General features: G+C 40.6%; 15 protein-coding genes and 1 pseudogene. 1 reads left to right on the forward strand and 15 read right to left on the reverse strand.

Annotated elements, in window-relative coordinates:
* Nucleotides 1–331: 331 nt before the first annotated feature.
* The 8 genes from rpsI to pbp2b all read right to left on the reverse strand — a co-directional run bounded on the left by rpsI (nucleotide 332) and on the right by pbp2b (nucleotide 8,085).
* Nucleotides 332–724, reverse strand: a complete 393-nt coding sequence (gene rpsI, locus ACWPVF_RS07520) for a 30S ribosomal protein S9 (protein WP_002893764.1) — start codon at nucleotides 722–724, stop codon at nucleotides 332–334.
* 18 nt (nucleotides 725–742) lie between these two features.
* On the reverse strand, nucleotides 743–1,189 hold the full coding sequence (gene rplM, locus ACWPVF_RS07525) for a 50S ribosomal protein L13 (protein ID WP_002876943.1): 447 nt from the start codon (nucleotides 1,187–1,189) through the stop codon (nucleotides 743–745).
* Between the two features lie 159 nt (nucleotides 1,190–1,348).
* Nucleotides 1,349–2,056, reverse strand: a complete 708-nt coding sequence (locus tag ACWPVF_RS07530) for a YwaF family protein (protein ID WP_368910762.1) — start codon at nucleotides 2,054–2,056, stop codon at nucleotides 1,349–1,351.
* Nucleotides 2,057–2,176: 120 nt separating this feature from the next.
* The gene (locus tag ACWPVF_RS07535; RefSeq protein ID WP_454385472.1) at nucleotides 2,177–2,788 is read right to left on the reverse strand and encodes an NUDIX hydrolase; all 612 of its coding nucleotides are present in this window, start codon (nucleotides 2,786–2,788) and stop codon (nucleotides 2,177–2,179) included.
* The gene (locus tag ACWPVF_RS07540) at nucleotides 2,775–4,148 is read right to left on the reverse strand and encodes a UDP-N-acetylmuramoyl-tripeptide--D-alanyl-D-alanine ligase (protein ID WP_454385474.1); all 1,374 of its coding nucleotides are present in this window, start codon (nucleotides 4,146–4,148) and stop codon (nucleotides 2,775–2,777) included. The genes ACWPVF_RS07535 and ACWPVF_RS07540 overlap by 14 nt, the downstream gene beginning before the upstream one ends.
* Before the next feature lie 53 nt (nucleotides 4,149–4,201).
* Nucleotides 4,202–5,245 carry a D-alanine--D-alanine ligase gene (locus ACWPVF_RS07545; RefSeq protein ID WP_454385476.1) on the reverse strand — a complete coding sequence of 348 codons (1,044 nt, stop codon included), beginning with the start codon at nucleotides 5,243–5,245 and terminating at the stop codon, nucleotides 4,202–4,204.
* Nucleotides 5,246–5,432: 187 nt separating this feature from the next.
* A complete protein-coding gene (recR, locus tag ACWPVF_RS07550) occupies nucleotides 5,433–6,029 on the reverse strand; it encodes a recombination mediator RecR (RefSeq protein WP_006152788.1) in 597 nt (198 codons plus the stop codon).
* A 10-nt stretch (nucleotides 6,030–6,039) separates the two neighbouring features.
* Entirely contained in the window at nucleotides 6,040–8,085 is a 2,046-nt protein-coding gene (gene pbp2b / locus ACWPVF_RS07555) for a penicillin-binding protein PBP2B (RefSeq protein WP_454385478.1), read from the reverse strand.
* A gap of 192 nt (nucleotides 8,086–8,277) precedes the next feature.
* Between pbp2b and ACWPVF_RS07560 the strand changes: the two genes are divergently transcribed.
* Nucleotides 8,278–9,129: a MurR/RpiR family transcriptional regulator gene (locus ACWPVF_RS07560; RefSeq protein ID WP_454385480.1), complete on the forward strand. Its 852-nt coding sequence runs from the start codon at nucleotides 8,278–8,280 to the stop codon at nucleotides 9,127–9,129.
* A gap of 87 nt (nucleotides 9,130–9,216) precedes the next feature.
* Here the strand turns inward: ACWPVF_RS07560 and ACWPVF_RS07565 are convergent.
* From ACWPVF_RS07565 to ACWPVF_RS07595, 7 genes and pseudogenes are all read right to left on the reverse strand, one after another.
* Nucleotides 9,217–11,337, reverse strand: a pseudogene (locus tag ACWPVF_RS07565) (alpha-L-fucosidase); the annotation flags it as partial.
* A 194-nt stretch (nucleotides 11,338–11,531) separates the two neighbouring features.
* Nucleotides 11,532–12,416 carry an ROK family protein gene (locus tag ACWPVF_RS07570; protein ID WP_045613507.1) on the reverse strand — a complete coding sequence of 295 codons (885 nt, stop codon included), beginning with the start codon at nucleotides 12,414–12,416 and terminating at the stop codon, nucleotides 11,532–11,534.
* A 15-nt stretch (nucleotides 12,417–12,431) separates the two neighbouring features.
* On the reverse strand, nucleotides 12,432–13,349 hold the full coding sequence (locus ACWPVF_RS07575) for a dihydrodipicolinate synthase family protein (protein WP_001281464.1): 918 nt from the start codon (nucleotides 13,347–13,349) through the stop codon (nucleotides 12,432–12,434).
* A gap of 163 nt (nucleotides 13,350–13,512) precedes the next feature.
* The gene (locus ACWPVF_RS07580; protein WP_045613503.1) at nucleotides 13,513–14,163 is read right to left on the reverse strand and encodes a YesL family protein; all 651 of its coding nucleotides are present in this window, start codon (nucleotides 14,161–14,163) and stop codon (nucleotides 13,513–13,515) included.
* Nucleotides 14,164–14,183: 20 nt separating this feature from the next.
* Nucleotides 14,184–14,636, reverse strand: coding sequence for a YhcH/YjgK/YiaL family protein (locus tag ACWPVF_RS07585; protein WP_045613502.1), 453 nt, complete (start codon nucleotides 14,634–14,636; stop codon nucleotides 14,184–14,186).
* Between the two features lie 200 nt (nucleotides 14,637–14,836).
* On the reverse strand, nucleotides 14,837–15,676 hold the full coding sequence (locus tag ACWPVF_RS07590) for a carbohydrate ABC transporter permease (protein WP_045613500.1): 840 nt from the start codon (nucleotides 15,674–15,676) through the stop codon (nucleotides 14,837–14,839).
* Nucleotides 15,677–15,691: 15 nt separating this feature from the next.
* The gene (locus ACWPVF_RS07595) at nucleotides 15,692–16,558 is read right to left on the reverse strand and encodes a carbohydrate ABC transporter permease (protein ID WP_033587514.1); all 867 of its coding nucleotides are present in this window, start codon (nucleotides 16,556–16,558) and stop codon (nucleotides 15,692–15,694) included.
* Between the last annotated feature and the right edge of the window lie 30 nt (nucleotides 16,559–16,588).

The following is a 16,588-nucleotide window of genomic DNA, read 5'->3' on the forward strand; positions in this document are numbered from 1 at the left end:
TTGTAACATTCTATCTTATCGCATAATATTGGATATTCTTTCATAATCCGACTACAAACAAAAATAAACCAAAAAGTATGTCCCTATTATACTATATTTAACTCTAGAAGTATTCATCCATCTAATTAATAAATATATCATATTTCACAATAAGTGAATACTATCAAAGATTCATCCCCTTTCACTTCATCATGTAGTGTTGCTTAGATTTATCAAAAACAACCAAATTTGTATTAATTTCAAGTATCACCTAGTTACAAAAATTTGGGGTGAACAGAAAAAGCATCCCGTATTTTTGATACGAAATGCTTTCAATAAGTTTAAATAAGTTTTAACGTTTACTAAATTGTGATGCTTTACGAGCTTTTTTCAAGCCTGGTTTCTTACGCTCAACTTTACGTGAGTCACGTGTAAGAAGTCCTGCGCGTTTCAATGAATCGCGGAAGTCTGGGTCTACTTGAAGAAGGGCACGAGCGATACCGTGACGGATAGCTCCTGCTTGACCAGCGTAACCACCACCTACAACGTTAACGAAAACGTCGTATGAACCTGCAGTTGAAGTAACTGCGAATGGTTGGTTGATTACAAGACGAAGGTCAGCGTGTGGGATGTACTCTTCAACATCTTTTTTGTTAACAGTGATTTTACCAGTTCCTGGAACAAGGCGAACGCGTGCAACAGCGTTTTTACGACGTCCAGTACCTGCATATTGTGCTTGTGACATACTTTATTGTTCCTTTCCTTAGATAAGTCCTGAAATATCAAGAACTTCTGGTTGTTGTGCAGCGTGAGTGTGCTCAGCTCCAACGAATACTTTCAATTTCATACCTTGAGCGCGGCCAAGAGTATTGTGTGGAAGCATACCTTTAACTGATTTCTCGATCAAACGTACTGCATTTTTAGAACGAAGTTCACCAGCAGAGATTGATTTCAATCCACCTGGGTGGTTTGAGTGAGTGTAGTAGATCTTATCAGTTGCTTTTTTACCAGTCAATTTAACTTTTTCAGCATTGATAACGATTACGAAGTCACCTGTATCAGTGTGAGGTGTGAATGTTGGTTTGTTTTTTCCGCGAAGCACGCTAGCAACAACTGCTGAAAGGCGTCCAAGAGGTACATCAGTTGCGTCAACAACGTACCATTTGCGTTCTACTTGGCCTGGTTTAGCCATGAATGTAGTTTTGTTCATGATTTCTCCTATATGAATGTCGTTTTTGTTTACAGGGCGGATGTTCCGGTCCGCAAGTTATTTGAAAGGTTCCGGGGCCTTACAAATGGGGTAAACAATACCGCCTACTATTGTATCAAAATTCTCAGATAAAAGTCAAGCGGTTGGGAAAATATTTTTTTATTTCTGCCAGATTCGTAATCTTCTTTCACCCTTCTCCTCAAGCATGGTCTGAAAAGCTTTAGAGACTATGTAAATGGCGAAAGTCAAGAATAGGGTAACGACTAAATAATTGATCAAAGGACCGTGGTCTCCAACCAATGGTGGTTTTGTCAAAAAGCCATAATCTCCACCCGTCATTAGATTAACCACAAAGATCAGCGCATTAAGCGAAGATGTGATGATTAGGATTCGTTTGAAGTCCAATAAGCTAGCATCATAGTCCTTCAAAAGATAAATCAAGGAATTTCCAAAGAGGGCTAAGTGCCCGAAAATAAAGGACAGGATAGCGATGTGGGGGAAGGGATAGGGATCTGGCACTGGATAAACAAAGGCCGCCAAAGTCCCAAAGGTTCCGAGAACAGCAAAATACTGTTTGACTCTAGAGACACCCGGGGTCAAAAGCACTACAAACATTGCTAAACGGCAATGATAAAAGGGCAGACTTTCTGTTAGAGGCATCTGGTTGACCAAATACCAACCGTAGAGCAGGATTAACTGCAGAGCCTGTAAAATCTGGAAAAATCGTTGGCAAACTTTTTTATCACCATAGCGATAGGCAAGAAATACAGTCAATGCCAATAAACTAAATAGACTTCCATACCAAAGAAGATCAAATCGGGGTGGCTCCGTCGGCTGCGTGCTAAATAAAGCATCCCAAACATTCATGTAACTTTCCTCATTTTCATATAAGCAGGCCTCTTACTCATCTCTATAGAGCCTAGCTTACATTTATTTCTTATAATTTTGTGTAAAAGAAACTGTCGATCTTAATATAAAGCAAAGCTTCTAATCGACATATTGTTCCCGCTCACCCTGATAAACCTGCCATAGAATTTCCATTTGTTCTTGGGTTATCCGTTTTTCAGATAGGGGTGGGAGATTCTTGATATCAAAAAATTCAAGTTCTGCAATTTCTTGATTTTCTTGAAATTGTCCATCCAATAACTGACAGTCAAAAACGAACTTGGCATACTGTTTGTTCTGAAGTTGAAAGCGGTTGGTATCAAAAACCGCCAATAAAGAACCTACTTCTGCCGAAAATCCTGTTTCTTCCTGAACTTCTTTTCGGATATTTTCCTTGGGAGAATATCCTACCTCGCCAAAGCCACCAGGTAATGCCCAAGTATCCTCTCCTTGTCCTCTAACCAGGCAAATCTTCTGATTTTGAACAATCCATGCCCGCACATCCATCAAGGGAGTTGCATAGCTACCTGTTGGTTTTAAAATTGCAGTCAATTCCTCTTGATTGAGCTCTGTTTGATCCTGCAAAACACTCCATAAAATCTGACGTAAATCCTCATAACGTTCACGATCAAATGGATCCTTTGTATAGGTCAATCCAGTATCGGTAATCGCTAACATTCTCTGCATAGCTTTGGCGAAATCAGTTGTGCTCATTTTCTAGACTTTCTACTAGCTTGGCTAGATTCATAGAGTTGGAACCTTTAAGTAGAATTTGGTCATTTGCACCAAGACTTTCCTTGACCTGCTTAACCATGGCTTCAAATTGGTCTTCCTCAGCTGTTTTCTTGAAGTAGTAAACATGGCCGATGGGGAACATTTGACTGGCTAATTGAGCCAATTCAGCAATGTCTTCACCGTAGAAAATAACGGTATCAAGGGCATCGGGTGTAATGCTCAAAATCATTTGATTGTGGAGTTGAACAGACTGGTCTCCAAGTTCTTTCATGTCCGCTAGAACTGCAATTTTCTTGCCACCTTCATTAGCTGGGATAGCAGAGAAAGTTTCTAAAATCAACTTCATAGCAGTTGGGTTGGCATTGTAAACATCTGATAAGATGTCTGCTCCATTGGCAGCCTTTTTCCACTCGGTACGATTGCGGGTCAATTCTAGATTCTGGAAGGCTTGAGCAATCTGCTCCTCAGTCACTCCTTCTTGCAGGGCAACATAAGAAGCAATCATAGCATTAGTCGCATTGTACTTACCTGTTACTGGTAAATCAAAGGATTTCTCCAAGAAATTAGCCTTAAAACTCAAGCTATCCTTGCGCTCAATTAAGTCTGTAATTTCGAGTTCTGCACCCGGACCAAAACGAACTACCTTTTGGTCAGCAGGTAGATAATCCTCTACAATGGGATCAGCTGGCGCCAAGAGCAAGCTACCGTTCTCCATTCCATCAGCAATCTGTAATTTACCTTTGGCAATCTCAGAACGATCCTTGAAGAAGGCCAAATGTGCTTCTCCGACCAGAGTCACAATAGCTGTTTTCGGATGAGCCAGTTCAGATAAAAGATGAATATCTCCCAAGTGATCCTGTCCCATTTCCAAGACTAACTTCTCAGTATCATCCGGCATATGGAGAACTGTATACGGCAGTCCAATCTCGTTATTGTAATTTCCTTGCGTTTTGTAGGTTTTGTAGCTTGTAGAAAGTAAATGAGCCAACATATCTTTGGTCGTTGTCTTCCCATTTGAACCTGTAACAGCAAAGACATCTACTCCTGTCTTTTGAATGTAATAGGCTGCAAGAGCTTGAAAGGCTGTCAAAACATCCTCTACTAAAATGTAAGGATGATCTGCTACTTCCTTCTCTGACAGGGTTACAGCAGCGCAGTTTTCAAAAGCCGTCTCGATAAAGTCATGACCATCACGCGCCCCCTTGAGTGGCACAAATAGATCACCAGGTCCAATCAAACGACTATCAAACTCTGCCTTGACTAGTGGACTGTCCGCATAGCTGGTCACATCATTTTTTGCACCGACAACACGCGCAACTTCGTGAATCGTAAGTTTCATGTTTACTCCTTTAAAAAGGGGCAGGGAGTCTTGCCCCGCCCTTATAGCTATCTTTACAATAGGTGCGCTTCACGCTTGTTAAAGCTTTCTTTAGCAAGGTCAACCAAACGCTCGATTAGTTCTGGATAAGGAAGGCCCATATTGTCCCAAAGCAAGGGATACATAGACCATTGGGTAAATCCTGGCATGGTGTTGAGCTCATTTAGGAAAACTTCTCCCTTATCTGTATAGAAAAAGTCACAACGTGAGAGACCAAGTCCACCAATAGCACGGAAGGCAGCTTCTGCATTTTTACGCATGACTGCTACCACATCATCGCTAATCTTAGCTGGGATGTCCATGGTAATCTTATTGTCAATATATTTGGCATCGTAGTCATAGAAGGCTACGTCTTTGACAACTTCACCAGGAAGAGTGCTCTTGACATCATAGTTCCCTAAGAGCCCAACTTCGATTTCACGCGCATTGACTCCTTGCTCCACCAAGACACGGCTATCATATTTAAAGGCGAGTTCGAGAGCTTGATGGAGTTCCTCTTTATTTTCAGACTTAGAAATACCAACACTAGAACCCATATTAGATGGTTTAGTAAAGACTGGATACCTTAATTTTTCTTCAACTTCTGCGATCTTAGAAGCTAAGTCATCCCCTTCAACAATGGCTACGTAAGGGACTTGGGCAATTCCAGCAGATTCCAAGACACGTTTAGTCGTGATTTTGTCCATAGCAAGGCTTGAAGACAAGATGTTGCAACCGACATAAGGCATTTTCAAGACTTCTAGGAAACCTTGAACGGAACCGTCTTCTCCCATCGGGCCATGAAGAACTGGAAAAACAACTGCGCCTTCTTCGTAGATGACACTTGGAGCAATTTTCTTGTCCCAATCAATCGTTTCATTGGTCATGAGACGGTCATCCTGCCCAGGAGTTTGGGTAAATTCTTGGGTTTTGATGAAATCACCAGACTGGCTGATAAAGAAGGTTTTGACTGCGAAACGATCATAGTTAACCGCACGCATGACACTCTCAGCTGACAATACAGATACTTCACGTTCTGCACTGCGTCCACCATATAATAGAATAATTGTTTGTTTCATATGATTGTCCTATTTCTACTAGAATACTCGCTCTTTAGTATATCATATTTACAATGGATTTGAAACTTGTATCACAAAAAAGAGACTGAAATATCAACTTTCCCAGTCCCTTTTCTATAATTTATAGTCCACAAGCTAATGCAAACTAGCCTTACTTTTAAAATTTTCTTCAATCTTGAGGGAGTAATTACAATTCTGTCCTATTCTCAATAGCTCTTAAGAGGGTAACTTCGTCTGCGTACTCGATGTCTGCTCCCACTGCTAGTCCCCGTGCTAGACGAGTAACCTTAATCCCCGCGGGTTTGAGAAGTCGAGAGATGTACATGGAAGTCGCTTCACCATCAGCAGTCGCATTGGTGGCTACGATGACCTCTGAAACTTCGCTATCCATGAGGCGAGTCATGAGACTTTTGAGATTGATGTCATCTGGGCTAATTCCATTCATGGGTGAAATCAACCCATGCAATACATGGTATAACCCATGGTATTCCTGGATATTTTCCATGGCAGCGACATCACGACTATCCTCAAGAACCAGAATCGTAGACTGATCACGGCTAGGATCGGTACAGATAGAACAAGGGTCCTCATCTGTCAAGCGTCCACAAATAGAGCAATAGGTCAATTCTCGCTTGGCTGCCAGGAGATTTTTTGCAAATTCATTGACGTCATCATCCGACATCCCAATGGTATAAAAGGCCAGCCGGGTTGCTGTCTTAATCCCGATACCCGGAAGTTTAGAATAACTGTCAATCAGCTTAGCTATAGGTGTTGGGTAAAGCATGGCTTCCTTTCTAGTTCATTGGATGGTGTTGGTTGTATAGATTGATAATATCGCGAGCAATTGCTGGCCCAACATTTTTGGTTAAATTGGTATTATGAGGAAAGACTACTGCAACTGCAATTTGAGGATTTTCTGTTGGAGCATAGGCCACAGCATTGGTATTATTAGCTTCTTGACCACCAGCTACATAGCTTTCAGCTGTACCGGTCTTACCACTGATAGAAACAGTGGCGCCATCTAAAAACGCCCGTCCTGTCGTGAGTGCACTTGTCCCGTGTGATACCTGGTAAAATCCTTGTTGCAAGATAGACATGTCAGACTCAGAAATATTGATCTTATTCATTTCTGTGCTATCCGTTTGCTTAATGAGTTCTCCCAAACCACCTTGCTCGTTGTTGTCGTAGACTCCTTCCACGATATGAGGAGCTAAGCGGACACCATTATTGGCAATAGTCGCCACATACTGAGCTAACTGCATTGGGGTGTAGTTATCGAACTGCCCGAAAGCATTATTTAGATAGTTGGCCAAATCATAGTCTTTAGGGATAAAGCCTGTTGACTCATCTGGTAAATCGATCCCTGTAGACACGCCCAAACCATACTCACCGAAGGTTGAACGAAGTTTTCCCATAGCAGACTCAAGATTATTGGTCCCTACTGTCATATTCGGCTGATAAGTTTGTCCCATAATCCCGAGGACAGTTTGAACCATGTAGGCATTGGATGAATATTCTAAGGCCTCAACGGCTGTAATTGGGAAAGAACCATCATAATAAGGGGTATACCAGGAATTGATAGGGGCAGAACCTTGGAAGACGATTGGTTGATCTGTCAAGGTTTGGTTGCCTGACAAGACCCCATTTTCCCAACCTGAACTGATAGTTGCAGCCTTAACGACAGATCCTGGAACAAAGACATTGGTGACAGTTCCGAGTGAGTCTGTGGTCAGTTCTCCAGTCTCTACATTGTGCTTCATTCCTGACATGGCTAATACAGCACCTGTCTTAGGATTGAGGGCTACTGCATAGACACCTTCAGAATATCTGGCTCCTCCATTGGCAAGTTCTGAGTTGAAATAACTCTTCAAGAGACTGTCTACGCTATCTTGGAAGGCCAAATCAATGGTCAATTTGATATTTTTACCCTTGCTTCCTTCTTCGATATTTTCTACACTCTCCATGTCTCCGTGCTTGTCCAAATGGATTTCCTTGACGGTACGTTTTCCTTGCAAGACTTCTTCGTATTGCTTTTCAAGATAGGAAGTCCCAACACGGTCATTGAGTGAGTAACCTTTTTTCAAATAAGCGTCCACTTCTTCTGCTGGAAGACCAGATTTTTCACTCGAAACACTTCCAACTATAGATGAAAGAGAAGTTTCTAAGACTTTTCGGTCCCATGAAGTAGAGATGGAAATACCTGGCAATTCCTTAGATGCAGAAGCAATCACAGCTACCTGTGTATCGCTCAAAGGATCCGTTTGAATATTTCCTGTAGCAAAATTTCCAACTGAATTGAGCTGGCTAAAGAGATAGATGGCCTTCTTTTCATCCTCGGAATAGTCCATCTGATTAGCTGCAATACTATTAGCAGCGTTGTTATAGAGTTCAGATTCAGAAAGTTGATTGCCATCTGAATCATACCGTTTATCTTTTGGAAGAGCTTCAACTGTTTTCTTATAAGCTTCGGCATCCGCCAAGTAGTAGTCTGCCATTTGTCGGTCCGTCAACTCTGGAGAAGTGACTGTGACATAAGTCAACAATTTTTTAGAAATATCCTTCAAATCAGCCGCAGTCATCTTGTTACTTCGTGTGAATGAAACAACTTGTTTAACGGTGTTTTGGACTAAAGGTTTTCCTGTTGCATCATAGATTTCTCCGCGAGCAGAACCCATGGTTACTCGAGTTTGGCTAGCAGAAGCGAGTTTGTTTTCATAAAAATCCTTATGAAGAACTTGCATATAAAGCAAACGACCAATAATTGCTAAAAAGAGCAAGATGACGATTGCAAATAACAAATTAAGCCGTGTCGGTATCGAGTGGCTATTGAATTTTCTCATACACATCAATCTCATTTCTAATCAAAATCACACTCTTCATTGTACCATAATTTAGGTAGAAAATTATGGAAAAAGAAAAGACTTTTCCTTTTTGGTCCAAAAAGTATTTTCTATGATATAATGGAGGTAAGCGCTATTTTATTTGTTAGATTTGTCAAAGTAATTTTGGCAAATAGCTATAAAAGGAGTTCCATGAATAAGCAAGATATCTCTACGATTATCGACCTTCACTTTGAAGAGATGACCGATTTAGAGCAAGAAATTGCCCGCTATTTTCTGCAGGCAGATACCATAAATGATGACTTATCCTCTCAACAAGTCACGCAAAAACTTCATATTTCCCAGGCGGCGCTCACTCGTTTTGCCAAGAAGTGTGGTTTTAAGGGCTATCGAGAGTTCATCTTCAAATACCAACAACAAAAAGACACTCTTTCTGCTCCTCAACAGGATATGAATCCTTTGACTCAACGAGTTCTCAGAAGTTATGCAAATGTGCGAGAATTTTCTCAAGGATTGATTGACGATGAGCAGTTGGAACGTGTAGCTCAGATGATTGAGCAATCCGAACGAGTGTATTTTTTCGGAACTGGAAGTTCCGGTCTAGTCGCACGTGAGATGAAGCTACGATTTATGAGATTGGGTGTCGTCTGTGAAGCCTTAACAGATCCAGACGGTTTTGCCTGGACGACTAGTATCATTGATGAAAAATGTTTGGTCTTTGGTTTTTCCCTCTCAGGAACAACACCGTCCATCATCGATAGTTTATTAGATGCCCAGGATATGGGAGCTAAGACAGTTCTATTTACAAGTTCACCGAATAAGGATACTCAAGCATTTACAGAAACCATTTTGGTCGCAAGCCAAAACCAAGCATCTTATATTCAACGAATTTCTGCTCAGATTCCAATGCTGATTATCATTGATTTACTCTACGCTTATTTCCTAGAGATTGATCGCGAAAGTAAAGAAAAAATCTTTAATAGCTATTGGGAGAATAATAGACTGAATGGTTATCGTAGAAATCACAGAAAGGGAAAATCCTAAATTGATTTTAACAATTTAGGATTTTTTATCATTCAAAATTTTTTGCATAAAATCTCGATAGACATTTATCTATACTCGCTAATTTTTCTAAAATAATTCAGCTTTCATCACTCGAATCGTCGCTTCTGAAGCGAATCCAAGAAGAGCATTGTCAGAAACGCTGGTCATTTTCACTTTGAAGTCAAAGATTGAATCAGCTTGCTCTGTAAAGTCAATCGTTGGAATCGTGATTGTTTTCTCAGTTTCACCATCTTGGAAGGTCAAGTCAGCTGTTGTGTCCTTGTACACTTTACCATGAACCCCTGTTCCTGGTTCTGTTACAACATGGACTGTTGCTGTTCCTTTGCTACCACCAACACGTTTAATGGTTACAGTAACCGGTTGACCTTTTTGAATTTCGTAGGTCGTTTCTTTCATCTCAAACATACCTTTACCAGCATTGTTGAGCGTGTAGATACCTTCCGTTGCAATAGCTTTACCAGTTTTGTTGACGAGTTTGATGGTATGTTCACCTGGAGCCAAGTCATCTGTTTCATAAACCATCTGGCTACGTTTACGAGCTGCATTATTCGTTTGTACGTCTGCAACCTTTTGACCATCCACGTAAACTGACATTTCACCGTGGTTTGGATCCACTGTAGATACTACATATGCTTTTGTTCCAGTGAAGCGGTAGGTTACACTTGCATCTTTTTGGTTTGTCCACATAGATGTTCCACGGATACCTTCAGATTCGTCATACCAAGTTGTATTTTCTTTATCGGCTGTTGTATTTGAATGGTAATCCAATCCTAGAGGGTAGCCGTCTGTTTTCTCAATACTGCTTGGTGTCTTATAAACAGAGAAGTTTGTCAAAATAGGTGTCGCTTGTGCACCAGTAATGGTCACGCGAATTTTTTGTGCTTCTACTGGTTGACCTTGGATAAGGCGACGATAACCAACAGTTGACCCTTCACCGTATGGTACCCAACGTCCATTGAGCTCAACTTCAACCTTGAAGCCAGAGATACGTTGACCTTTAGCGATATCTTCTTTGAGTTCGACTACGTCAAAGCGTCTCTTTTGACCGAGATCAACAGTGAATTCACCTGTCTTAGCATCATTTGCTAGTGCCCAGCTGGTATCATCCTTACCATCTGTTAGGTGGCTTGCTTGATACAAGTGATTCTTACGAGTAGAGCTTGCAGTAACTGTTGCACCCTTAGCAAAGTCAGTCGCATACATTTGATCCAGGGTTGCTCGGAATTCTTTCAAGCGGGCGACATCTGCATCTGCGAATTTACCTTCTTTATTTGGTGGAATATTGAGGAGAAGTGGCGTTCCACGACCAACAGACTTGAAGTAGATATCCATCAAATCTTTGATTGATTTTGGTTGTTGATTGTCATGGTAGAACCAACCTGAACGAATAGAAACGTCTGCTTCACCGACAGAGTACATATCTCCTTCTGGGTCTCCATGGTTGAGATATTCATTCTTCACATCGTCAGTGACTTTAGCTTTCTTGACTTTATGCCAAACTGGATCTCCAGCGATACCACGTTCATTACCGATCCAACGGACACTTGTTGGTTGAGCAGAGAAGATAGCGATATCTCCTTCAGCTTCCTTAATGTACTTGAACCATTCGTCAAAGGTGTAGGTTACTTTTTGAGCTCCGCTACCACGCGCACCGTCCATCCAGACTTCGATAAATTTACCATTATTTCCGTATTTAGGATTGCCAAGGATTTCCTTGAGCTGGTTGAGGTAGTATTCGTTGTACTCTTTTTCAGTTGAAACATGATATTTAGGGTTATTGGCGTCCCATGGCGATAGGTAAACCCCCATATTCATGTCATACTTAGTTGCTGATTTAGAGATTTCTTCAAGAAGGTCTCCCTTACCGTCTTTCCATGGACTTGCAGCTACCGTATGGTCTGTGTATTTAGATGGGTAAATTACAAATCCATCGTGGTGTTTCACTACCATGATTGTTCGTTTGAATCCAGCATCCTTCAAAGTCTTAATCCACTGGTCTGTATCAAGGTTAGTTGGGTTAAAGTTTTGAGGATTTTCTCTACCGTTACCCCACTCAGAATCCGTATAGGTATTCATCCCGTAATGGATAAATGCTGCTAATTCTTCCTTGTGATAATCCAATTGAGCCTTGCTTGGAAGTGGGCCATAGACTGTAATCTCTGTTTCTTGATCCTCAGGGGAGCTTACTTTACTTTTATATTTTTCTTGTTGATTATAGGTCAATGATTGCTTTCCTTTAGTTCATATCTGTTAGTGTTACTGGCATATATTTGAATTAACTTAAATATACTATATCGAAGTCAAAAATGCAAGATTCCTTGACATTAGTAAGCAAGTTACTCTTTGCTTTTATGTAAAAAACCTAAATTGGCAAAGCCAATTTAGGAATGTTTGGTTCTAAAATGATAATAAGCACCGAGCATACCGGCAGTATTCTGATGGTGGGCAAATTCAAGTTGTGTCTTATCTGCCAAGCTTGGAACGAGGGCATCTTTCAAAGCCTTACGAATCTTAGGTTTTAAAATTGCTTCTTGTCCCATGATACCACCGCCAAGGATGACAACTTCTGGATTAACCACATAACAAATATTTGCTAAACCTTTTCCCAGATAATCTACCATACGGTCAATCCCCTCCATACAGAGTTTATTGCCTTCGGTAGCTTCTTTAAAAATTCTTCGACCATTCCAATGCTCTACATCTTCCCCATGAGCATCAGCTACATACTTCACCAAAGCAGTTGTAGATGCTAAATCTTGGAAGGCTCCATCCTGCATATGCATATAGCCAACTTCACAGGCTGAATTGCTGAAACCATGGAAAATCTGACCATCGATGATTAAGCAACCACCGATACCTGTCCCAATGGTTAAGCATAGCGTTATGCCCGCACCATCTCCTGAACCAGATACCGCTTCTGCTAGCCCTGCGCAGTTGACATCATTTTCAATCTCACAAGGAACTTGGAAACTTTCTTCAATTTCTTTTTTAAATTGAGTCCCAGCATAGTTCGGAATCTGTGGACCAGCATAGAAAATCTCACCTTTATCAGGGTCAACCATTCCCGCAGAGGAAATCGCCACACCTGCCACTGGACCTTTTTCGAGATAGCTAGCTACAATATCTTTTGTTTTTTGTAAGATGTGTGGACCACCCTTGTGTGCCTCAGTTGCTACTTCGTGAGACTCTACCAGTTGTCCATCTTGGTCAATCAAACCATATTTGATATTAGTTCCACCAATATCAATTGCAACGTAATTAGTCATAAAGCCTCCTATTGATTAGAGGAAACGCTCCTTAGTTTCACGAATCAATTGAGCAGCTGCTTCAACAACTGGACGATCTTCTTCGGTCACTGGTGTAAGTGGAGAACGGACTGATCCGATATTAAGCCCTTCATTGATTTTCAAGACTTCTTTGATAACACCGTACATGTTTCCATGTGCAGCAGTCAATTTACCAATGATAGCGTTGATTGCATATTGCAATTCACGCGCTGTTTCTAGGTCTTTATCTGCAATCAATTGGTTGAGTTTCAAGAAGAGTTCTGGCATAGCACCATAAGTACCACCGATACCAGCTTTAGCACCCATGAGACGACCACCAAGGAATTGTTCATCTGGACCATTAAAGACGATATGATCATCACCACCAAGACTTACAAAAGTTTGGATATCTTGAACTGGCATTGAAGAGTTTTTAACACCGATTACACGTGGGTTCTTCAACATTTCTGTGTAAAGACTTGGAGTCAAAGCAACTCCTGCCAATTGAGGAATGTTATAGATAACGTAGTCTGTATTTGGTGCTGCTGCACTGATGTCGTTCCAGTATTTTGCTACTGAGTACTCAGGCAAACGGAAGTAAATTGGTGGGATTGTTGCAATAGCATCTACTCCCAAGCTTTCAGCATGGCGAGCAAGTTCGATACTGTCTTTCGTATTATTGCAAGCCACGTGAGCAATGATTGTCAATTTACCTTTAGCAACAGCCATGACTTCTTCCAAGATCAACTTGCGGTCTGCTACACTTTGGTAGATACATTCACCTGAAGAACCGTTAACATAAAGTCCTTGAACACCTTTATCAATGAAGTATTGCACCAAAGCACGAGTTCGTTCTGGGCTTACTTCTCCCTCATCATCATAACATGCGTAGAAGGCAGGAATAACACCTTCATATTTTTTTAAATCTGACATAGATTTCTCCTAAGATTTCTTATTTTCTGCTTTGAGCAGATGATTTTTACTATTTTAGTATACACCTTGTGAAAAACGCTTTCAATACATCCAAGCCACTTAGATTTTAATTTCTATTCATCTTCCATAGCTTTTCATGTTTGAAAGTAGTTTCATATCATTTTCAATCTGCTTGATATTTAGCAAACAATTTTTCTATTAATCCAGCCTGGCAAAAGGCAAGAAGACCAAAGCCAAAGAGTAGAAATGCTGATCCACCGAGCACTAGAGTAAAGCCTGATAGATAGAGAAGCATAATGATTAATAAAATAATCGCAAGCATCAAGAAGAACCACACGAAGTTAAAGCTAACTAAGAGCAAGCCCTTTTGGAGTACTTCTTTCCAAGTCAAGTCATAACGCGCTGCAATAGGATAGCTAGCCAACATAACTAGTGTTAAAAATATCAGAATTCCTAAGCAAATGGCCTTAATTAGCTGGAAGCCTAGGCTGGTTTGCCCCCAGAATAGAGATAAATCAACAACGCTAATCAGAAAAATTCCTAGTTCCAACAGACCTAACTGGAGACCTAATTTCAAATTTTGCTTAAAGGCTCTCATATAAGTTTTAAAAACAGGAACACGTCGACTACTCTTAACTTCGAAGATTGTCTGATAGAGACTAATTTTTGCTACTCCGATTGTCACAATAGGCAAACAAGACACAACAAAGAGTAGGTTGACCGTCACGATGTCTAAAACCTTCTCACAAAATCGCATAAGAAAGTTATCCGTATCGAATGCTGCTTTTATCAATCCAGATCCTTTATGTGCCATTGTTTGCTCCTCCTAACTGACTAATCGATTAAAATTTTAAATAAATATTTGCGAACTTTATCTTCCATACCTGCATAGCCATTAGGCTGATGAGGTTCACCTGGGAAAAAGACTGCAAAATTGTGATAACCCAATAAAAGTGGGTATTGTTCATGACAATGGACAAAGCCGATATCGCTAGCTTCGTCAAAGGCTACAGCCTCATCTTTGACACGAGAACCGTAACTAGAATATTCATGTCCTTCAACTAATAAATGCAAATCTGCATAGTTTTTATGATGCTCAAAGCGATCATTTTCTTCTTGGTTGAGAACATTTTCCTGTACAACTAGAAAGACTTTATCTCCATCAATCTCGTATTTCCCTAATTCAAAGTTATCTTTACGATGCTCATAGAGATAATCAATAGCCTTGTCCAGATTTGGATGAATTCCCTTGTAAAAGCTAATGTTTTTTAAATCATCAAAAATCATAGTAATTTCCTTTACCTGATTGTTACCTTCAGACATACGATGTCTAGCCAGTAAGTTTATAAGTGTCTAACAAAACTTCCTGAAGTAACCAACTCCTCTCCATTTTGTAGACACTTATATATCCTGTATTCTCTTAGTCTATCAACTATACTTCTGCATATTGATAAACAAATTGTACTATATTCAGTTTTCGCAGAGTATTATCCTTTGACAGCTCCCATAGTAATACCTTGAGTGAAGGATTTTTGGAAGACAAGGAAGACTGTTACGATTGGCACAGCTGCAAGAGCAGCCCCTGCCATGATCAAACCGTAGTTTGTTGCCATCTCAGCCTGCATAGTCGCAACCCCGAGGGAGATGGTCAAGTTTTGACGTGAAGTCAACATTACCAATTGCATGAAGTAGTCATTCCATGTATTGATGAAGGTAAAGATTGCAAGAGCTGCAAATCCTGGTTTCACAATAGGGAAGGCTACGCTCCAGAAGGTACGAATCTCGCCACATCCATCGATTTTAGCAGATTCGAGCAATTCTGTAGGAATGTTTTCACTAAATTGTTTCATGAGGAAGACCCCAAATGGCCATCCGATCAAAGGCAAGATAACTGCCCAAAGAGTGTCATGGATTCCCATGAAGTTGACGATACGTACCAATGGCACAAGGACAACTTGTTTTGGAAGAGCCATGGCAGCGATAAAGATAGCGAAGAGAATGCGTTGTCCATAGAAACGTTTCTTAGCCAATACATAACCTGCTAGTGAAGAGGTTGCACAAACCAAGAACATAGTTACCAATGAAATGAAGACTGAGTTCCACATCCATTGCAAGGCTGGGTTTTGCACCATCAATTGTTGGAAGTTCTCCATAGTTGGAGCTTTAGGGAACCATTGTGGTGGAATCATAATGGTATCTGGTTGTGATTTGAATGCACCTGTCAAAATCCAGTAGAATGGGAAGATAAAGAGTACAGTTAATAAGAGCAAAATGATTGTTGAAATAACAGTAAAGGCTGTTAAAGGTTTCTTTTGTGTAGATTGCATAGCTGTCTCCTTTCCTTAGTATTCTACGTCGTTTCCGAGGATCTTGAATTGAGCGAAGCTGACAAGGGCAATCATAACTGCCAAGAATACACCAATAGTATTGGCATAGCCATATTCAGTCAATTGGAAGGCTTTTTCGTATAGGTAGTACATAAGTGTACTTGTTGAGTAGTTTGGACCACCAGATGTCAACAATTGAATCAAGGCGAAACATTGGAATGAGTTGATGGTTGTGATAATTGCGATATAAAGAGTTGTTGGAAGAAGGCTTGGCCATTTAATCTTCCAGAATACTTGGAACTCAGTCGCACCGTCAACACGAGCTGCTTCTACAAGTGAGTTATCAATATTACCCATTGCAGCGATGTAAAGAATGATTGGTTGACCAACTGATGTTGTCAAAAGGATAATCATAATCGCCATCAAAGCCCAGTTTTTATCTCCCAACCAAGAAATGTTTTGGCTGATGATATGACTTGACTTAAGCACGAAGTTCAAAATACCTGATAGTGGATCGTAAATCCATTTCCAAACTACTGTTACGGCAACACTACCTGTTACAACAGGAAGGAAGAAAACGAAACGGTAGAAAGATCTAGCAACGGCATTTTGTTGGTAAGTTTGCGATGCCACAAATAGTGAGAAGAGTACTACGACTGGTACAGATCCGATTACCAAGATTACGGTATTAATCAAAGATTTTGTAAAGACAGGGTCTTTAAACATACGAATGTAGTTGTCCAAGCCCACAAACTCAAAGCTAGTCATCGAGTAGTTAAAGAAACTAGTGATGAAGCCCATGATCATTGGAGCTAAAACGAAGACGGTAAAGAAGATTAATACTGGTGCTAGGAACGCGTATGAAATAATTGTTTCCCTCATGCGAATTTTATTGACTTTCACAATTGGCAC

The sequence above is a fragment of the Streptococcus sp. Marseille-Q7087 genome (genome assembly GCF_965111935.1).

Excerpts from the sequence above, each read along its gene's own strand:
- rpsI (WP_002893764.1), bottom strand. The coding sequence starts at position 724 with ATGTCACAAGCACAATATGCAGGTACTGGACGTCGTAAAAACGCTGTT.
- rplM (WP_002876943.1), bottom strand. The coding sequence starts at position 1,189 with ATGAACAAAACTACATTCATGGCTAAACCAGGCCAAGTAGAACGCAAA.
- ACWPVF_RS07530 (WP_368910762.1), bottom strand. The coding sequence starts at position 2,056 with ATGAATGTTTGGGATGCTTTATTTAGCACGCAGCCGACGGAGCCACCC.
- ACWPVF_RS07535 (WP_454385472.1), bottom strand. The coding sequence starts at position 2,788 with ATGAGCACAACTGATTTCGCCAAAGCTATGCAGAGAATGTTAGCGATT.
- ACWPVF_RS07540 (WP_454385474.1), bottom strand. The coding sequence starts at position 4,148 with ATGAAACTTACGATTCACGAAGTTGCGCGTGTTGTCGGTGCAAAAAAT.
- ACWPVF_RS07545 (WP_454385476.1), bottom strand. The coding sequence starts at position 5,245 with ATGAAACAAACAATTATTCTATTATATGGTGGACGCAGTGCAGAACGT.
- recR (WP_006152788.1), bottom strand. The coding sequence starts at position 6,029 with ATGCTTTACCCAACACCTATAGCTAAGCTGATTGACAGTTATTCTAAA.
- pbp2b (WP_454385478.1), bottom strand. The coding sequence starts at position 8,085 with ATGAGAAAATTCAATAGCCACTCGATACCGACACGGCTTAATTTGTTA.
- ACWPVF_RS07560 (WP_454385480.1), top strand. The coding sequence starts at position 8,278 with ATGAATAAGCAAGATATCTCTACGATTATCGACCTTCACTTTGAAGAG.
- ACWPVF_RS07570 (WP_045613507.1), bottom strand. The coding sequence starts at position 12,416 with ATGACTAATTACGTTGCAATTGATATTGGTGGAACTAATATCAAATAT.
- ACWPVF_RS07575 (WP_001281464.1), bottom strand. The coding sequence starts at position 13,349 with ATGTCAGATTTAAAAAAATATGAAGGTGTTATTCCTGCCTTCTACGCA.
- ACWPVF_RS07580 (WP_045613503.1), bottom strand. The coding sequence starts at position 14,163 with ATGGCACATAAAGGATCTGGATTGATAAAAGCAGCATTCGATACGGAT.
- ACWPVF_RS07585 (WP_045613502.1), bottom strand. The coding sequence starts at position 14,636 with ATGATTTTTGATGATTTAAAAAACATTAGCTTTTACAAGGGAATTCAT.
- ACWPVF_RS07590 (WP_045613500.1), bottom strand. The coding sequence starts at position 15,676 with ATGCAATCTACACAAAAGAAACCTTTAACAGCCTTTACTGTTATTTCA.
- ACWPVF_RS07595 (WP_033587514.1), bottom strand. The coding sequence starts at position 16,558 with ATGAGGGAAACAATTATTTCATACGCGTTCCTAGCACCAGTATTAATC.